Genomic DNA, 17573 nt, shown 5'->3' with positions numbered 1-17573 from the left:
AACCGGTGCAGGTGTGCATGGTTTCAGGTCACGCAGTGAGAAAGTTTTCAGCATAGTGGCACGCAACCTGCCGCTCTGCAACTTCGCGCAGCTGCGGCCTTTCGGCGCGGCAGCGGTCGGTGACGTGCGGGCAGCGGGTGGAAAACACGCAGCCCGTGGGCGGGTTGAGCGGCGAGGGCAGTTCGCCCTTGAGGACGATGCGCTGTTTGACGCCGGTGCCGGCGAGGCCCGGTGTGGAGGCCAGCAGGGCCTGGGTGTAGGGGTGCAGGGGGCGGTTGAACAGGGCATTTTTCTCGCCTTGTTCAACGGCGTGGCCCAGGTACATCACCAGCACGTCGTGGGCGATGTGGCGCACCACACCCAGGTCGTGCGAGATGAACAGGTAGGCGAGACCCATGGACTGCTGCAGGTCGGCCAGCAGATTGAGCACCTGGGCCTGGATGGAGACGTCCAGCGCCGAAACGGGCTCGTCGGCCACCACCACGGTGGGGTTGAGCATCAGCGCACGCGCGATCGCAATGCGCTGGCGCTGCCCGCCTGAGAACATGTGGGGGTAGCGGTCGTAGTGCTCGGGGCGCAGGCCCACCATGGCCAGCATGGCGCGGGCCTTGGCGGCGCGCTCTTCGGCTGTCAGGCTGGTGTTGATTTCCAGCGGGGCTTCGAGGATGGCGCCGATTTTCTTGCGCGGGTTGAGCGAGCCGTAGGGGTTCTGGAACACCAGCTGCACGGCCTTGCGCAGGCCCTGGCGCTCTTCCTGGCCGCCGTTCACCGCGTCGATGCCGGTGATACGCAGTTCGCCGCCGGTCGGGGTTTCGATCAGCGAGACCATGCGGGCCAGGGTGGATTTACCGCAGCCGGATTCGCCGACAACGGCCAGCGTCTTGCCGGCATCAACCGAGAAAGAGACGCCGCCGACGGCCTGCAGGTGATCAGACTTGCGCATGAAGCCGCGGCGGATTTCATAGACCTGCTTGAGATTTTTGGCTTCAACGACGGGCCCGGTCGGCAGGGTGGTGGAAATGGCGGCGGTGCTCATTGCGCGGCCTCCACCAGCGGGGTGTCGTGCTCGATGTTGGCCTCGCGGCTGGGATCACCCAGCGGGTAGTGGCAGCGAACCATGCCGTCCTTCCAGGCGCGCAGCAGCGGACGTTCGTTGCGGGAATGTTCGGTGGCATAGGCGCAGCGCGGGGCAAACAGGCATCCGGTGGGCCGGTCATAAAGGCCGGGCACCATGCCGGGGATGGTCGCCAGGCGGGAGCTGCCGTCGCTGCGCTCAGGCAGGGCCGAAAGCAGGGCTTCGGTGTAGGGGTGCTGGGGCGTGTTGAAAAGGGCGTGTGCGCTTTGTTCTTCCATGATCTGGCCGGCGTACATCACCGCGATGCGCTGTGCCATTTCGGACACCACGCCCATGTTGTGTGTGATCAGCACCAGGGCCATGCCGCGCTCCTTTTGCAGGCTGCGCAGCAGGTCCAGGATTTGTGCCTGGATGGTCACGTCAAGCGCCGTGGTCGGCTCGTCGGCAATCAGGAGGCGCGGGTTGCAGGCGATTGCCATGGCGATCATCACGCGCTGGTTCATGCCGCCGGAGAGCTGGTGGGGATAGGCCTTCAGGCGGCTTTCGGGTGAATTGATGCCGACCTGCTCGAGCAGGTCTATGGCCTTGCGCGTGGCGGCCTTTTTGTCCATGCCCAGGTGCAAACGCAGGGTTTCGGTGATCTGGAAGCCGACGGTGAAGCAGGGGTTCAGGCTGGTCGTGGGTTCCTGGAAGATCATCGCCACGTCTTTGCCGATGAGCTTGTTGCGCTCGCCTTGCGAGAGCTTGAGGAGGTCGTGGCCGGCAAACCGCAGCTTGTCGGCTTTCACGCGGCCGGGGTAGGCCACCAGGCCCATCAAGGCCATCATGGTGACGCTTTTGCCGGAGCCGGACTCGCCGACGATGCCGAGCACTTCACCTTCTTCCAGCGACAGGCTGATGCCGTCGACGGCGTGCATGACGCCGTTTTGCGAGGGAAACTCGACGGAGAGGTTTTCTATTTCAAGGAGAGCCATACGAAATCTTTCAGCGCTTCAGCTTGGGGTCGAACGCGTCGCGCAGTCCGTCGCCGAGCAAGTTGAAGGCCAGCACAGTGATCAGGATTGCGAGGCCGGGGAAGGTGACAACCCACCAGGCGCGCAAGACAAATTCGCGGGCATCGGCCAGCATGGTGCCCCATTCGGGTGAGGGCGGCTGCGCGCCCAGGCCCAGGAAGCCCAGGGCTGCGGCGTCGAGGATGGCGGTGGAGACACCCAGCGAAGCTTGCACGATCAGCGGCGCCGTGCAATTGGGCAGGATCTCGCTGAACATCAGGCGGATGCGGCTGGCGCCGCTCATGCGCGCGGCCGTCACGTAGTCGCGCGAGGTCTCGGCGATCACCGCGGCGCGTGTGATGCGCACGTAATGCGGCAGCACGACGATGGCCACGGCCAACATGGCGTTCATCAGGCCGGGGCCGAGGATGGCCACGATCACGATGGCCAGCAGCAGGCTGGGCAGGGTCAGGATGATGTCCATCAGGCGCATCACCGCGATTTCGAAGATGCCCCGGAAAAAGCCGGCCAAGAGGCCCAGCACCGTGCCGACGACCACCGACAGCGCCACCACGGCCAGGCCGATGACCAGCGAGAGGCGGGCGCCGTACATCAACCTGGTCAGGATGTCCCTGCCGATGGCGTCGGTGCCCAGGGGGTAGGTCCAGGAGCCGCCTGTTTGCCAGGCGGGTGGCTTGAGGAACACGGCGTTGTTGGTGATGTTGGGTGCGTGCGGCGCCAGCAGCGGCGCGAACAGCGCCAGCAGCAGCACGCCGATGACGATGACCAGGCCGATCACGGCGCCGTTGTTGGCGCTGAAGTAGTTCCAGAACTCGCGCAGCGGATGCGGCGGCGCCGGGGGCGTGCCCGGTTTCGGGGTGGCGGGTTTCAAGGTGGCCGTGCTCATCGCTGGTGCCTGATGCGTGGATTAATGATGCCGTAGGTGATGTCCACCAGCAGGTTGACGGCCATGACGATGGCGCCCAGCAGCAGGATGCCGCCCTGCAGAACGGGATAGTCGCGGCGGCTGATGGCTTCGATCAGCCACTTGCCGACGCCCGGCCAGGAAAAGATGGTTTCGGTGAGGATGGCGCCCGTGAACAGCACACCGACCTGCAGGCCGATCACGGTGATCACCGGGATCAACGCATTGCGCAGCGCATGCAGGGCCACCACGCGCAGATTGGAGAGTCCTTTGGCGCGAGCGGTGCGGATGTAGTCCTCACCCAGCACTTCCAGCATGGCCGAGCGCGTCATGCGCGCGATCACCGCCAGCGGATTGGTACCCAGCACGATCATGGGCAATATCAGGTGCGAGGCAGCCGACCAGAACGCGCCCTTGTCGTCGGACAGCAGCGAGTCGATCAGCAGAAAGCCGGTGGTGGGCTCGATGAAGTACTGCACCGATAGCCGGCCAGACACGGGTGTCCAGCCGAGCTGCACCGAGAACAGCAGGATCAGTAACAGCCCCCACCAGAAAATCGGCATGGAATACCCCGTGAGGGACACCCCCATAACGCCATGGTCGAGTATGGAGTTTCGCTTGACCGCCGCCAGGATGCCCGCGGGGATACCGATCAGCAGTGCAAACAAAATGGCGCAAACTGCGAGTTCGATGGTGGCCGGAAACAGCGTGAGGAACTCGCGCAGCACAGGTTCCTGTGTGATCAGGGACTTGCCCAGGTCGCCCTTGAGAACGCGCCCGATGTAGATGCCGTACTGCACCATGACGGGTCGGTCCAGGCCGTATTCCTTGAGCAATTGCGCGTGGCGCACCGGATCGATGCCGCGCTCGCCTGCCATGGTTTCGATTGGGTCCCCGGGTACCATGCGGATCAGGAAGAAAGCCAGCAGAGTCATCCCCAAAAAGGTGGGAATGATCAGGCTCAGTCGAGTAAAAATAAAGCGCAGCATTATCGCGGGATGCTAAGGCAGGTCCTGGAGCAGGGTGTGGAAAAACCGTCGCGCTGGCGACAGGCAGGGCGCGCGGAGTTTTCCGCCGCCTCGGTCTTTGAATGCAATAGCTGCAGTGGCATCAACATGGAGTGTTCGGTTAGGTCTGGTGCGGGCGGTGCCGCAGGGGATTTTTTTATCTTAGCAACAATAGCGTCATTTTTCGGCCGTGCCGCTGGCGGCAGGCTACCGAGTAACCCTATGGCATTAGCATACGTTTCAGGTCGTTTTGGGCGTTAATGGAAGCGGGTGGAAGAGCGCCGGAGTAACGCAGGAAGCGTGCCAGCGGTTTGGGGTCTGACATGGGTCTCGCGGCACGCGCGCATAAAAAAAGGCCGGTAGAAACCGGCCTTTTGATATCGGCAAAAACCGATTACTTGACGTGCTTGCCGATCAGGCCAGCCATCTCGAACATCGACACTTGCGCCTTGCCGAAAACGGCACGCAGTTTTTCGTCGGCGTTGATCATGCGCTTGTTGACCTTGTCCTGCAGGCCCTTGGATTTGATGTAAACCCACAGCTTGCTGACGATCTCGGTGCGTGGCAGAGGCTTGTCTCCAACCACTGCTGCCAGTGCCGGGCTCAAGGTCAGTGCCTTCATGAACGCTGCATTGGGCGTGCGCTTTTTGGCAGGCGCTTTTTTCGCTGCTGGCTTTTTGGCCGCAACTTTCTTGGCGGGAGCTGCCTTCTTCGCGGCTACCTTCTTTGCAGGAGCTGCTTTCTTCGCAGGAGCCTTCTTTGCAGGAGCTGCTTTCTTCGCAGCTACTTTCTTTGCCGGAGCAGCCTTTTTAGCAGGCGCTTTTTTTGCCGGTGCTTTTTTTGCAGTTGCCATGATTGATTTTCCTTCTAGAAGTTGATAAATCACCACACGGATAACTACTCTTCCTTGTGGCAATGCGGATGCTACTGGAGAAAAACGCAGTTTCCTAGTACAAACGCACTTTATTTGCGCCTGGATGTTGCAGATTTACCTCTGAAAATCAGGAAAACGCCCATGAGAATCACGCCGCAAGCGGCCCATTCGCCCCCAGTGACGTGCTCTCCGGCGAAGAATGCACCCAGAAAAATCGCGATCAAGGGGTTCACAAAGGCATAGCTCGTGGCTACTGCAGGTGATGCATTGACCAGCAAATAGAGGTAGGCGCTGAAGGCGATGAGCGAGCCAAACACCACGAGATAGAGCCACGCAAACACAGCTTCCGGCTGCGCGGGCCAGTTGGCAGTGGCTTCGCGGTGCTCACCCAATGCAAGAGAAATCACCATCAACACCGCGCCGCCACACAACATTTCGCTGGCAAAACCCGTGGGGCCATTCGCCAGCGGCAGCCGGGTGGTGGACAGCACCGAGCCGAGTGACCACAGCAAGGTCGCCCCCGCAATGCACGCCATGCCGACGGGAGCAGCGCTAAAGCTGGCGCCTTGCACCAGCATCAGCACACCTGCCAGCCCCACTACCATGCCCAGAAACTCCAGCCTGCTGGGCCGCTGGCCCAGCAGGAGGCCCCAGGCCGACACCATCATGGGCACCACCGCGATGAAGGTGGCGATCAGCCCGGAGCCGATGTGGACTTCAGCCGACGCTGTCAGCCCCATTCCGCCGCCCAGCATCAGGGTGCCGATGACGGCGGCATTGGCCCACTCGCGCCTGCTGGGTAGCTTGTGCCCGCGTATCAGCACCCAGGCCATCATCAGAAGGCCGGCCGCCAGGAAACGCGTGCCCATCTGGAAGAAAGGCGGAAAACTGATCAGGGCAAAGCGGATTGCCAGGTAAGTGGAGCCCCACACCAGGTAACAGGCGAGCAGGGCGGGGATCAAAAGCGCCGGCGCTTTGCCGGGGGCGGAGGATGAAATGAATGCAGGGGTCATGCCTGTATGGTAGGTTGCCAAACGCCTTCGGACTATGCAAAACTAACGGCAAAACTGCAGACGGCCTTTAAATTTAAAGCTTGAAAAGCGATATGACCGAAACTACCGAATGGGACCATTACGACAGCCGCATCCTCGGCGAACTGCAGCGCGATGCGCGGATCACCATGGCCGAGTTGGGCCGCCGTGTTCACCTGAGCCAGCCGGCAGTCACGGAGCGTGTGCGCAAGCTCGAACTGGGCGGCGTGATCAAAGGTTACCGGGCCGAGGTCGACCTGGCGCGGCTGGGTTACGGCATACGCGCCATCGCGCGGGTAGGGCGGGTCGAGTACGCCCGGGTGGTCAAGCTGATCGAGCAGACGCCTGAAGTCATCAATGCCTACAACGTGACCGGCGAAGACAGCTGGGTGCTGGAAATCGCAGTGATCGACGTGGCGCACCTGGACGCGGTGGTGACAAAATTCTGCATCCTGACGGAAACCTCGACATCCATCGTCCTCAATGCTCCCCGCGAAAACGCGGTGGTTTTGCCCGCCCGCCGTGAAGACATCAAACCCGTTATCAAGAAAGTCACCGGAAAATGAGCCAAGACAATTCCTCTTCCCCTGCCATCTTCGCCACCTGCGATCTCTGCGACCTGCATAAGGGCGACACCTCGGGTCATTTCAGGGTGCTCCCGCCTGTTTTCAGGAGCTTTGGCGGTCTCCAGACGTTCAGCGGCTCTGTGGTCACCGTGAAGTGCTTTGAGGACAACTCGCCCGTCAAGGCGGCCGTGGAATCGCCGGGCGAAGCACGCGTGCTGGTGGTGGATGGCGGTGCCTCGCTGCGCCGTGCCTTGCTGGGCGGCAATCTGGGTGCCGCAGCCGCCAAAAACGGCTGGGCCGGCGTGGTGATTGACGGTTGCGTACGGGACGTCGCCGAGTTGGCGCAATGCCAGACCGGCATCCGCGCCCTGGCAAGCATGCCGCTGCCCACGGAAAGGCGTCAGGCAGGCCTCAGGGACATCGCCGTGCAGATTCAAGGCGTCTGGGTGCGGCCGGGTGACTGGCTTTACGCGGATGAGGACGGCATCGTCGTAATGCCGGCGCCGTAGCAAGGGTAGGGCCTGACGAGTATCGGGCGTTGGATTGCCGGCCCCGGCACTTTGTTTGCTATCTAAATGATAGCTGTGGCCCACGGTGGAGCCTGAACTATAAGTCGATTCTCCTAAATTTCGCAGCGTGGCAGAAGGCACGTAGCGACCACGTGTCAGCCGGCTTGCAGCTGGCGCGAGTTTATAAACGCACAGGGCCGCTCAGAACCCCGCCAGGGCGATGGAGTTCTTCAGCGCCTGTCCGCCGCCATAGCTGTCTTGCTCAGGCGGCACGCCGCCCAGCGTCACACGAATCGCGCAGTACTTGAACTCCGGAATCTTGGCGAAGGGGTCCAGTGCCGCGTTGGTCAGCTTGTTGATGGCTGCCTCGTAGTAACAGAAAGGTACAAAGACCGCACCGCGTGGCGAGCTTTCGTCGGCGCGAGCGTACAGCTCCACCTTGCCGCGGCGTGACTCGATGGTCACCACGTCGCCAGGCTTGCCGCCCATGGCGGCCAGATCGAGCGGGTGCACCAGCGCGACCGGATCAGGTTCGATCGCGTCGAGCACCGTTGCGCGCCGCGTCATGCTGCCGGTGTGCCAGTGCTCCAGCTGGCGGCCCGTGATCAGCACCATCGGGTACTCCGTGTCCGGGCGCTCGTCGGCCGGAATGATGTCGGCTGGAACGAACTTCGCACGCCCGCCTTCACGGGGGAAGTCATCCACAAACACCACCGACTGGCCGGGATCGCCTTCCTTCATGCAGGGGTAGGTGACCGAATGCTCGCGGTCCAGCCGCTCCCAGGTGATTCCGCCAATGCTGGGCATGGTGTGGCGCATCTCATCAAAGACTTCGCTGACGTGGTTGTAATGCCAGCCACAGCCCATCCGGTTGGCGATCTGCATGATGATCCAGAGGTCCTGGCGCGCGTCGCCAGGCGGGTTGACGGCCTTGCGGCCCATCTGCACCAGGCGGTCGGTGTTGGTAAAGCTGCCGTCCTTTTCGGGGAAGGCGCTGGCCGGCAGGATGACGTCGGCGAGGTAGGCCGTTTCGGTCAGGAAGATGTCCTGCACCACCAGATGGTCCAGCGCCGCCAGTGCTTCGCGTGCATGGTTGGCGTCTGGGTCGGACATGGCCGGATTCTCGCCTTGCACGTACATCCCCTTGATACTGCCCTTTTTGATGGCGTGCATCACTTCGACCACCGTCAGGCCGACCTTGTCGTCCAGCGAGCCGGCGGGTACTTTCCAGGCCTTCTCGAAGCTGGCGCGGACCTCGGGCTTGGAGACGTGCTGGTAATCCGGCAGCATCATGGGGATCAGGCCTGCGTCGGACGCACCCTGCACGTTGTTCTGGCCGCGCAGGGGATGCAGACCGGTGCCGGGACGGCCGATCTGGCCGGTCATCAGCGACAGGGCAATCAGGCAGCGCGCGTTGTCAGTGCCGTGCACGTGCTGCGAAACACCCATGCCCCACAGAATCATCGAGCCTTTGGACGTAGCGAACAGACGGGCCACGTAGCGCAGCGTCTCGGCGTCGATGCCGCAGATCGGCGCCATCAGCTCGGGCGTGTAGCCTTCGACGTTTTTGCGCAGTTCTTCGTAGCCGATGGTCCGGCTGTCGATGAAAGCCTGGTCCACCAGGCCTTCGGTCACGATGACGTTCATCATCGCGTTGAGCATGGGTACGTCGGTGTCGGGCTTGAACTGCAGGTGGCGGTGTGCCACGCGGGTGAGGTCGGAGCGGCGCGGATCCATCACGATCAGCTTGGTACCGTTCTTCACCGCGTTCTTGATCCAGGTGGCGGCTACGGGGTGGTTCACCGTCGGATTGGCCCCGATGATCACGACGACATCGGCCTTGGTCACGTCCATTACCGGGTTGGACACCGCGCCAGAGCCGATGCCTTCAAGCAGGGCCACGACGGAGGATGCATGGCACAGGCGCGTGCAGTGGTCCACATTGTTGCTGCCAAAACCCGTGCGCACCAGTTTCTGGAACAGATAGGCTTCTTCGTTGCTGCCTTTGGCCGAGCCAAAACCGGCCAGCGATTTCTTGCCGTACTGGTCGCGGATGGCAGCGAGTTTGCCGCCGGCGAACTCCAGCGCTTCTTCCCAGCTTGCTTCGCGGAACACGTCCATCACGCGGTCCGGGTCCATGCTGAAGTCGCCCGTCTTGGGCATGCCTTCGCGGCGGATCAGCGGCTTGGTCAGGCGCTGCGGATGGTGCGCATAGTCAAATCCATAGCGGCCCTTGACGCACAGGCGTTCATGGTTGGCGGGGCCGTCGCGGCCTTCCACAAAAAGAATCTTGTCGTCCTTGACGTTGTAGGTCAGCTGGCAACCGACGCCGCAGTAAGGGCAGACCGACTCGACCTGCTTGTCCGGCACCGTGAGTGCGGCCTCGCGGGCAGGCATCAGTGCGCCCGTGGGGCAGGCCTGCACGCATTCGCCGCAGGCCACGCAGGTGGACACGCCCATGGGGTCGTCCATGTCAAAAACGATCTTGGCCTGCTCGCCGCGGAAGGCCAACCCGATGACGTCGTTGACCTGCTCGTCGCGGCAGGCGCGCAGGCAACGCGTGCACTGAATGCAAGCGTCCAGGTTCACGGCGATGGCGGGGTGCGACACATCCTGGCGCACCTGCTGGCGCGCCTCGAAGCGGGGCTTGCCGACGCCGATCTTGGCGGCCCATTGGTCCACCTCGTTGTTGCGGGTGTATTCCTTCTCGGGCATATCTGACAGCAGCAGCTCGAGCACCAGCTTTTGCGAGGCCACGGCGCGTTCGCTGTCGGTGACGACCTTCATGCCGGCAGCCGGCGCACGGCAGCACGAGGGGGCGAGTACGCGCTCACCGTTGATCTCGACCATGCAGGAGCGGCAGTTGCCGACGGCTTCCATGCCTTCCTTGAAGCACAGGTGCGGGATCTCCACGCCTTCGCGCTTGGCCACTTGCAGCAGCGATTCAGTGGCGCGGCCCTGGACTTCACGGCCGTTGAGGCTGAAGCTTACGAGCGGCGAGTCGAGTTCGGCGAGTTCCTGTCGGGTGATTGCATTCATCGTGGTACCTTATGTCTTGTTGCCGCTGTGCTCAAGCCAATTCATGGGAGAAGTACTTGACGACGCAGTCCATGGGATTGGGCGCTGCCTGACCGAGGCCGCAGATCGATGCATCGCGCATGACCAGAGACAGGTCTGCCAGCAGAGCGAGATCCCACTTGGGTTGTTCCATGAGGTGCGCCGCCTTTGCCGTGCCGACACGGCAGGGCGTGCACTGGCCGCAGGACTCGTGGTGGAAGAATCGCATCATGTTGCGCGCCGCGTCGGTGGCCGTGTCCTTGTCGGACAGGATCATCACGGCGGCCGAGCCGATGAAACAGCCGTAAGGCTGCAGCGTGTCGAAGTCCAGCGGGATGGTGTTCATCGTGGCGGGCAGGATGCCGCCTGAAGCACCGCCGGGCAGGTAAGCATAAAACTTCTGGCCGTCCAGCATGCCGCCGCAGTATTCGTCGATCAGCTCCTGGATGGTGATGCCGGCCGGTGCCAGCTTGACGCCAGGCTCCTTGACCCGCCCGGACACGGAGAACGAGCGCAAGCCTTTGCGGCCATTGCGGCCGTGCGAAGCGAACCACTCACTGCCTTTTTCCAGGATGTCCCGAACCCAATACAGAGTCTCGAAGTTGTGCTCGAGCGTCGGCCGGCCGAACAAGCCCACTTGTGCGACGTAGGGGGGGCGCAGGCGGGGCATGCCGCGTTTGCCTTCGATGGATTCGATCATGGCCGACTCTTCGCCGCAGATGTAGGCGCCCGCGCCGCGGCGCAATTCGATTTCCGGCATGCCGGCCATCAGAGGGTCCAGCCGCAGCCTGGCCAGCTCGGCTTCCAGCATGTTGCGGCAGCCGTGGTATTCATCGCGCAGGTAAACGTAAATTTTCTCGATGCCGACAGCCCAGGCAGCGATCAGCATGCCTTCGAGGAAGCGGTGCGGGTCACGCTCCAGGTAGACGCGGTCCTTGAAGGTGCCGGGCTCGCCTTCGTCGATGTTCACCGCCATCAGGCGCGGTCCTTTTTCGGCACGCACGATGCGCCACTTGCGGCCGGAAGGAAAGCCTGCTCCGCCCAGCCCGCGCAGGCCGGAATCCTCCATGGTTTTGAGAACGGATTCGACATCCCGTTCACCTGAAATGCATTGCTTTAGCAGGCCGTAGCCGCCTTCTGCCCGGTAGGCGGGCAGGTCGACAAAGCCGTCGGGGACATGCTCAATGGCCTTTGCCGCGACGGTCGCCACGATGGCTTGGCAACTGGCGTTCGGCACCGGGTTTTGTCCGACCACAGCCGCAGGAGCTTGCTCGCATCGTCCGATACACGGTGCGGCAATCACCCGGACTTCCCGGCCCAGCAGGGCAGGGAGCTTCGCCAGCAGGTCTTTGGCGCCTGCCATCTCGCATGACAGGCCCTCGCAGACGCGCACGGTGAGTGCGGCCGGAGCGGCTTCACCTTCCTTGACCACGTCGAAATGGTGATAGAAGGTCGCGACCTCGTACACCTCGGTCTGGGCCAGCCGCATTTCCTGGGCCAGCGCAGCCAGGTGCGCAGCCGAAAGGTGGCCGAACGCATCCTGGATTTTGTGCAGGTGTTCGATCAGCAGGTCCGGCCTGCGCGACTCGGCGCCCAATAGCCGCTGAACCTCGGCCAGCGCCTGCGGGTCAACGCGGCGGCCCTTAGGCGCCTGGCGTTTACGCTGCTTGGAGGCGTCGATGACGGCGATGGGAATGATGGGATGGTTCATGAAGCGTAGTGGCTCGCTGTATGGCTGGCGTGGGTGGCGTGGACTGCCCGACCTAGATGACGCGCTCGGCGCGTAATTCGGCGATGTAATCAGCGCCGTAGCCCAGTTGCGTCAACACTTCGTCGGTGTGCTCGCCCAGCAGGGGGGAGCGCGTGACTTCGGTGGCGCTGTCGGACATCTTGATCGGATTGCCCACGGTAAGGTACTTGCCGCGGGTAGGGTGGTCGACTTCCACAATGGTTCCGGTCTCGCGGAGCGCGGGCTCTTCCGCGATTTCCTTCATCGACAGAATGGGGCCGCAGGGGATGTCGTATTTGTTGAGGATTTCCATGGCTTCGAACTTGGTCTTGGTCATGGTCCATTTTTCGATGCGTGCAAAGATCGGCTTCAAATGCAGCAAGCGGGCGGCCGGCGTCGCGAAGGCTTCGTCGTCAATCCAGCCTTCTTCGCCGATGACCTTGCACACGGCTGGCCACACGGCGCCCTGTGTGATGAAGTAGATATACGCGTTGGGGTCGGTCTCCCAGCCCTTGCATTTCAGGATGGAGCCGGGTTGGCCGCCGCCAGAAGCATTGCCGGCGCGGGGGACCGCTTCACCGAACTTGCCGTCGGGGTACTGCGGATACTCGTGCATGGTGCCGGTGCGTTCCAGTCGCTGCTGGTCACGCAGCTTGACGCGGCACAGGTTCAGCACGGCGTCCTGCATGGGTGCCAGTACTTTCTGGCCGCGCCCCGTGGTGTTGCGCTGATAGAGAGCCGCGACAATGCCGAGCGCCAGGTGCAAACCGGTACCACTGTCACCAATTTGTGCGCCGGTGACCATGGGCGGGCCGTCGTCAAAGCCGGAGGTGGAGGCCGAACCGCCGGCACACTGGGCAACGTTCTCGTAAACCTTGCAGTCTTCGTAGGGGCCGGGGCCAAAACCCTTGACCGATGCGACGATCATTCGGGGATTGAGCTTCTGGATGTGTTCCCAGGTGATGCCCATGCGGTCAAGCGCGCCTGGCGCGAAATTTTCGACCAATACATCGCACTCCTTGATCAAGGTGTCCAGGACTTCCTTGCCCTTCGGCTTCTTGGTGTCCAGCGTGATCGATCGCTTGTTGTGGTTGAGCATCGTGAAATACAGGCTGTCTACGCCGGGGATGTCGCGCAACTGTCCGCGAGTCGCGTCGCCTTCGCCGGCGCGCTCAACCTTGATGACGTCTGCGCCGAACCATGCCAGCAACTGGGTGCACGTGGGCCCGGACTGGACGTGGGTGAAGTCAAGGATGCGAACGCCGTCTAACGCTTTGCTCATGAAAGTTCCTGCTGGAGGTTGAAATGGATGCACGTATGGCTTGTGCCATGCTGCAGGACACTTGAGTGCCCGGTTCAACCCCTATGTTAATCACTGCACCGGTGATGTGCCTTTGTCTTTTGGGTTACGGTGTTTTGCCTTGAGGGACAAGCTGCATCTCCAGTTCCGTCAGGCGTTTTTTCAGATTGCGTTCCTCGGCGAAGCGGGCGGTTTCATCGCGGATCACCGCGACGATCGCCGACACCTTGTTGTCCGGGGTATGTAACAGCGCGACGGTAAAGGCAATAGACAACCCGTGCCCGTCCTTGTGCACTGCGGGCACGCGAAGGACGTCGTTGCCATACCGCGTTTGTCCGGTCGCCATGGTTTTGTGATAGCCGTCCCAGTGGCGCTGCTGCTGGCGCTGCGGGATGATGATGTCCAGCGATTTACCCAGCGCTTCTTCTTCCGTGAAGCCAAACATCCGCTGGGCCGCAGGGTTCCACAACACAATTGCACCACCGGCATCGGAAGCCACAATGGCATCGCCAACAGCCTCCACAAGCTGTTTCAGGTCGGTTGTTGTTTGCATATGTCCACTCCTGTTACCGAAAAATAAGCTGACTGAGGCCTTAAAAAAAACGGCGCTCAATCTGAACGCCGTCCTTCTGGGCCATCAAGACCACTACTTCAAGATTGCGCTCACACCGCTTTTGCAGTGTGCATGGCCGCGATCTGGTCTTTGTTGTAACCGAGTTCAGCCAAAACTTCATCGGTGTGCTCGCCCAACAGGGGCGATGCCGTTACTTCAGGCTTGGTGTCAGAGAACTTGATCGGGCTGCCCACGGTGAAGTAGCTACCGCGCACTTTGTGCGGTACTTCAACGATAGAGCCGCTGGCGCGCAGGGATTTGTCATGCAACAACTCCTTCATCGACAACACGGGCGCGCAAGGAATATCAAATTTTCGGAAGACGTCCACGGCTTCGAACTTGGTCTTGTCAGCGATGAATGCTTCAATCGTGGCGAAGATGTCCATGATGTGCGGCTGGCGTGCTTTGGCCGTGGTGTAGGCGGGGTCGGTTTTCCACTCGGGTTTGCCGAGAGCGTCGCAGATCGGCTCCCAGGCGTGACCCTGGACCGTGAAATAGATATAGGCATTGGGGTCGGTCTCCCAGCCCTTGCACTTCAAGATCCAGCCGGGTTGTCCGCCACCGCCGGCATTGGCGCCACGGGGCACCACGCCGTCTTTGAAAGCTTCCATTTCATGCGGGTATTGCGGGTACTCTTCCAGGTAGCCAAGGTTGTCCAGGCGCAGCTGGTCGCGCATTTTGACGCGGCACAGGTTGAGCACACTGTCCTGCATGGACACGGCGACTTTTTGGCCTTTGCCGGTCTGCTGGCGGCCGATATAGGCCGTCAAAATACCGATGGCCAGGTGCATGCCGGTATTGCTGTCGCCCAAAGCGGCAGACGAAATGGTGGGACCTGAGTTCTCGCCCTTCCAGTAGCCGGTGGTGGATGCTGCGCCGCCTGCGCACTGGGCCACGTTTTCGTAAACCTTCAGGTCTTCGTAGTGGTGGCCGTCAGAGAAACCCTTGACGGATGCCAGAATCATTTTCGGGTTGAGTGACTGGATGCGTTCCCAGGTGAATCCCATACGGTCCAACGCGCCGGGACCAAAATTCTCGACCATCACGTCTGATTCCTTGATGAGCCTCTCCAGCACTTCCTTGCCTTCGGGCTTTTTTGTATCCAGCGTCAGGCCGCGCTTGTTGCTGTTGAGCATGGTGAAGTACAGCGCGTCAGCGCCTTCGATGTCACGCAACTGGCTTCGGGTGACGTCGCCAGAGCCAGGACGCTCGACCTTGATCACGTCAGCGCCGAACCAGGCCAGCATCTGGGTACAGGCGGGTCCCGCCTGAACGTGGGTGAAGTCGATGATCTTGATGCCGGCGAGTGGTTTGTTGCTCATTTGATTTCTCCTTAGGATGCTTTGGATTACTTCTTCGCTGCAGCGCTTTGCGGGTTCAGACTTGTGATCCGGCCGCTTTCAGTGCCTGCAGTTTCGTCAATGATGGCGTTGATCAGCGTCGGTTTGCCGGATTTGACGGCTTCGTCCAGCGCCTTCGCCAATTCGGCCGGAGTGTTGGCCAAAACGCCCACCCCGCCGAAAGCCTGCATCATCATCTCGTAGCGTGCGTTCTTGACGAAAACGGTGGGCGCCACATCGCCGCCGCGAGGATTCACGTCGGTGCCCTTGTAAATGCCGTTGTTGTTGAAGACGATAACGCAGACGGGGAGGTTGTAGCGGCAAATCGTCTCGACTTCCATTCCGCTGAAACCGAAGGCGCTATCGCCTTCGATCGCGATTACGGGTTTACCCGTGGTGACTGCGGCGGCAACGGCAAAACCCATGCCGATGCCCATGATGCCCCAGGTACCGACGTCAAGGCGTTTGCGCGGTTCGTACATGTCGATAATGCTGCGCGCGAAATCCAGCGTATTCGCGCCTTCATTGACAACGATGGCATCGGGGCGCTCTTTAACCGCATTGCGGATGACATTCAGCGCGCTGTGGAAGTTCATCGTCGGCGGGTTCAGCGCCAGGGTTGCCGCCATCTTGGACAGATTCTTGTCCTTGCGCTCGGTAATTCCCTGAGTCCATTCGGCCGGTGGTTTGGCCCACTTTGAGCCCAACCCTTCCAGCAACGCCGAGACGCACGAGCCGATGTCGCCGACCAGTGGTGCGGCGATCGGTACGTTGCTGTCCATCTCGGTCGGCGAGATGTCGATCTGGATGAACTGCCGGGTATCGGCGTTCGGGCCGCCCCAGGTCTTGCCTTTGCCATGCGACAGCAGCCAGTTCAGGCGCGCGCCGACCAGCATCACAACATCGGCTTCTGCCAGTACGTGGGAGCGGGTGGCAGAAGCGGACTGTGCGTGCGTGTCGGGCAACAGGCCCTTGGCCATGGACATCGGCAGGTAGGGGATGCCGGTCTTTTCGATCAGGGCACGGATATCAGCGTCGCACTGCGCATAGGCTGCGCCTTTACCCAGCACGATCAGCGGCCGTTTGGCACCTTTGAGGAGGTCGAGCGCGCGTTTGACCGAATCGGGCGCCGGGATCTGGCGGGGAGCGGGATCCACAACTTTGATGAGCGACTTTTTGCCGGCTGCCGCATCCATGGTCTGCCCGAACAGTTTGGCCGGCAGGTCGAGGTAGACACCGCCGGGGCGGCCGGACAGCGCCGAACGTATGGCGCGCGCGATGCCGACGCCAATGTCTTCGGCGTGGAGGACGCGAAATGCTGCTTTGCACAATGGCTTGGCAATTGCCAGCTGGTCCATTTCTTCGTAGTCACCCTGCTGAAGATCCACAATCTCGCGCTCGCTCGAGCCGCTGATCAGGATCATCGGGAAGCAGTTGGTCGTTGCGTTCGCCAGTGCTGTGAGGCCGTTGAGGAAACCGGGCGCCGACACCGTCAGGCAAATACCGGGCTTTTGCGTCAGGAAGCCCGCGGCAGCTGCGGCATTGCCGGCATGCTGCTCGTGGCGGAACGAAATCATGCGAATGCCCTCCGCCTGCGCCTTGCGCGTCAGGTCGGTGATGGGAATGCCGGGCAAGCCGAAGATCGTGTCAATGCCGTTGAGCTTGAGCGCGTCGATCAGCAGGTGAAATCCATCTGTCTGCTCTCCGGATTGGGTGTCTTTTGTCATTTGAAATGTCTCTTCGTTTGACTTGGGTAAAAATTGAGCAGGCCTGGCTGTCCATTGGCATGCACGAGGGTCATTTGCATCGTCGGGTTATCATAGGAATTGATTCAGGTTTCACCCTTGACCGAGGTCAACTTTCTCTGTATTTGGACCGCACAAACGTGTCAGTTCCGCACCCTCCCAACCCATGTTGTCCATACAAAACCATCCAGATAGAAATGTCATTCGTGTTCAGCTGGCACAAAACATTGTTCTGAAGGGAATTACGACGGAGCAGAGCGCTGAACTGGAGCCGCATCTGGTGATTGTTGATGGTCAGAAGGGTGACTCGCTCCTGCATCAGGGTGTGCACGAAATGGAGCAATATTTCATCCTTGAAGGCATCCTGAAGCGGGTGGTAACCAATGAGCAGGCCAAGGAGATGATTCTTCGTTTTGCCGATGAACGCGACATGGAAACCAGTTATGCCGCGTGGCGCCTCGGTACGCCCACGCCTTACAGCACTGTTTGTGTGACCAAGGTTCGGGTGGCAAAACTGCCGCTGCAGGAGTGGGTGGCGTTCCTGGAACGTCACCACGAAATCAAGCAGTCTTTCGAGTATTACGTGATGCGCCTGATGAGCGAAATCATGGCCCATACCATTACGCTGCATTTGCTGGATGCGCCGGGCCGAGTCAAGCGGTTTCAGCGCAAGCATCCCGAACTGTTTGACCGCATTCCCAAGAAAGAATTGGCGTCCTACCTGAACCTGTCAGCAGAAACCCTGAGCCGACTCAAGCAACGCGGCAAGATATGACAGAAAAGCGAGGCGGGAATAAAAAAACCGGGTGA

General features: G+C 61.2%; 15 protein-coding genes. 3 read left to right on the top strand and 12 right to left on the bottom strand.

From position 1 onward, the window contains the following. Nucleotides 1-28: 28 nt before the first annotated feature. From AC1DYR_RS01435 to yedA, 6 genes are all read right to left on the bottom strand, one after another. The gene (locus tag AC1DYR_RS01435; protein WP_477703517.1) at nt 29-1036 is read right to left on the bottom strand and encodes a peptide ABC transporter ATP-binding protein; all 1008 of its coding nucleotides are present in this window, start codon (nt 1034-1036) and stop codon (nt 29-31) included. Beyond that, complete coding sequence (locus AC1DYR_RS01430; RefSeq protein ID WP_477703516.1) at nt 1033-2049, bottom strand: ABC transporter ATP-binding protein; 1017 nt, start codon at nt 2047-2049, stop codon at nt 1033-1035. The genes AC1DYR_RS01435 and AC1DYR_RS01430 overlap by 4 nt, the downstream gene beginning before the upstream one ends. A gap of 10 nt (nt 2050-2059) precedes the next feature. After that, nucleotides 2060-2974 (bottom strand): ABC transporter permease subunit, encoded by a 915-nt coding sequence (locus tag AC1DYR_RS01425; RefSeq protein WP_477703515.1) that lies wholly within the window; start codon nt 2972-2974, stop codon nt 2060-2062. Further along, complete coding sequence (locus tag AC1DYR_RS01420; protein ID WP_477703514.1) at nt 2971-3981, bottom strand: ABC transporter permease subunit; 1011 nt, start codon at nt 3979-3981, stop codon at nt 2971-2973. Before AC1DYR_RS01420 ends, AC1DYR_RS01425 begins: the two co-directional genes overlap by 4 nt. A 412-nt stretch (nt 3982-4393) precedes the next feature. After that, nucleotides 4394-4852: an SWIB/MDM2 domain-containing protein gene (locus AC1DYR_RS01415; protein WP_122956824.1), complete on the bottom strand. Its 459-nt coding sequence runs from the start codon at nt 4850-4852 to the stop codon at nt 4394-4396. A 110-nt stretch (nt 4853-4962) separates the two neighbouring features. Beyond that, complete coding sequence (yedA, locus tag AC1DYR_RS01410; RefSeq protein WP_477703513.1) at nt 4963-5886, bottom strand: drug/metabolite exporter YedA; 924 nt, start codon at nt 5884-5886, stop codon at nt 4963-4965. A 92-nt stretch (nt 5887-5978) separates the two neighbouring features. Between yedA and AC1DYR_RS01405 the strand changes: the two genes are divergently transcribed. Then, nucleotides 5979-6470 carry an Lrp/AsnC family transcriptional regulator gene (locus AC1DYR_RS01405; protein ID WP_007873193.1) on the top strand — a complete coding sequence of 164 codons (492 nt, stop codon included), beginning with the start codon at nt 5979-5981 and terminating at the stop codon, nt 6468-6470. Beyond that, nucleotides 6467-6979 (top strand): ribonuclease E activity regulator RraA, encoded by a 513-nt coding sequence (gene rraA / locus AC1DYR_RS01400; RefSeq protein WP_477703512.1) that lies wholly within the window; start codon nt 6467-6469, stop codon nt 6977-6979. The genes AC1DYR_RS01405 and rraA overlap by 4 nt, the downstream gene beginning before the upstream one ends. Before the next feature lie 201 nt (nt 6980-7180). Here the strand turns inward: rraA and fdhF are convergent, their stop codons facing one another. The 6 genes from fdhF to oxc all read right to left on the bottom strand — a co-directional run bounded on the left by fdhF (nt 7181) and on the right by oxc (nt 16745). Beyond that, nucleotides 7181-10018, bottom strand: a complete 2838-nt coding sequence (fdhF, locus tag AC1DYR_RS01395) for a formate dehydrogenase subunit alpha (RefSeq protein ID WP_477703511.1) — start codon at nt 10016-10018, stop codon at nt 7181-7183. 31 nt (nt 10019-10049) lie between these two features. Further along, nucleotides 10050-11747 carry an NADH-ubiquinone oxidoreductase-F iron-sulfur binding region domain-containing protein gene (locus AC1DYR_RS01390; RefSeq protein ID WP_477703510.1) on the bottom strand — a complete coding sequence of 566 codons (1698 nt, stop codon included), beginning with the start codon at nt 11745-11747 and terminating at the stop codon, nt 10050-10052. Nucleotides 11748-11799: 52 nt separating this feature from the next. Continuing rightward, nucleotides 11800-13047, bottom strand: a complete 1248-nt coding sequence (gene frc / locus AC1DYR_RS01385; RefSeq protein WP_477703509.1) for a formyl-CoA transferase — start codon at nt 13045-13047, stop codon at nt 11800-11802. A gap of 124 nt (nt 13048-13171) precedes the next feature. Further along, on the bottom strand, nt 13172-13618 hold the full coding sequence (locus AC1DYR_RS01380; protein ID WP_457280478.1) for a PAS domain-containing protein: 447 nt from the start codon (nt 13616-13618) through the stop codon (nt 13172-13174). A gap of 110 nt (nt 13619-13728) precedes the next feature. Next, a complete protein-coding gene (gene frc, locus AC1DYR_RS01375) occupies nt 13729-15000 on the bottom strand; it encodes a formyl-CoA transferase (RefSeq protein ID WP_477703508.1) in 1272 nt (423 codons plus the stop codon). 26 nt (nt 15001-15026) lie between these two features. Then, nucleotides 15027-16745 carry an oxalyl-CoA decarboxylase gene (oxc, locus tag AC1DYR_RS01370; RefSeq protein WP_477703507.1) on the bottom strand — a complete coding sequence of 573 codons (1719 nt, stop codon included), beginning with the start codon at nt 16743-16745 and terminating at the stop codon, nt 15027-15029. Between the two features lie 184 nt (nt 16746-16929). On the opposite strand from oxc, the gene AC1DYR_RS01365 reads away from it, so the two are divergent. Then, nucleotides 16930-17538: a Crp/Fnr family transcriptional regulator gene (locus AC1DYR_RS01365; RefSeq protein ID WP_477646571.1), complete on the top strand. Its 609-nt coding sequence runs from the start codon at nt 16930-16932 to the stop codon at nt 17536-17538. The last annotated feature ends 35 nt before the right edge of the window (nt 17539-17573 follow it).

The organism is Polaromonas sp. P1_F9, assembly GCF_056405615.1.
The sequence above is the reverse complement of the archived record's forward strand: the minus strand, read 5'-3'. Positions and strand labels throughout refer to the sequence as shown.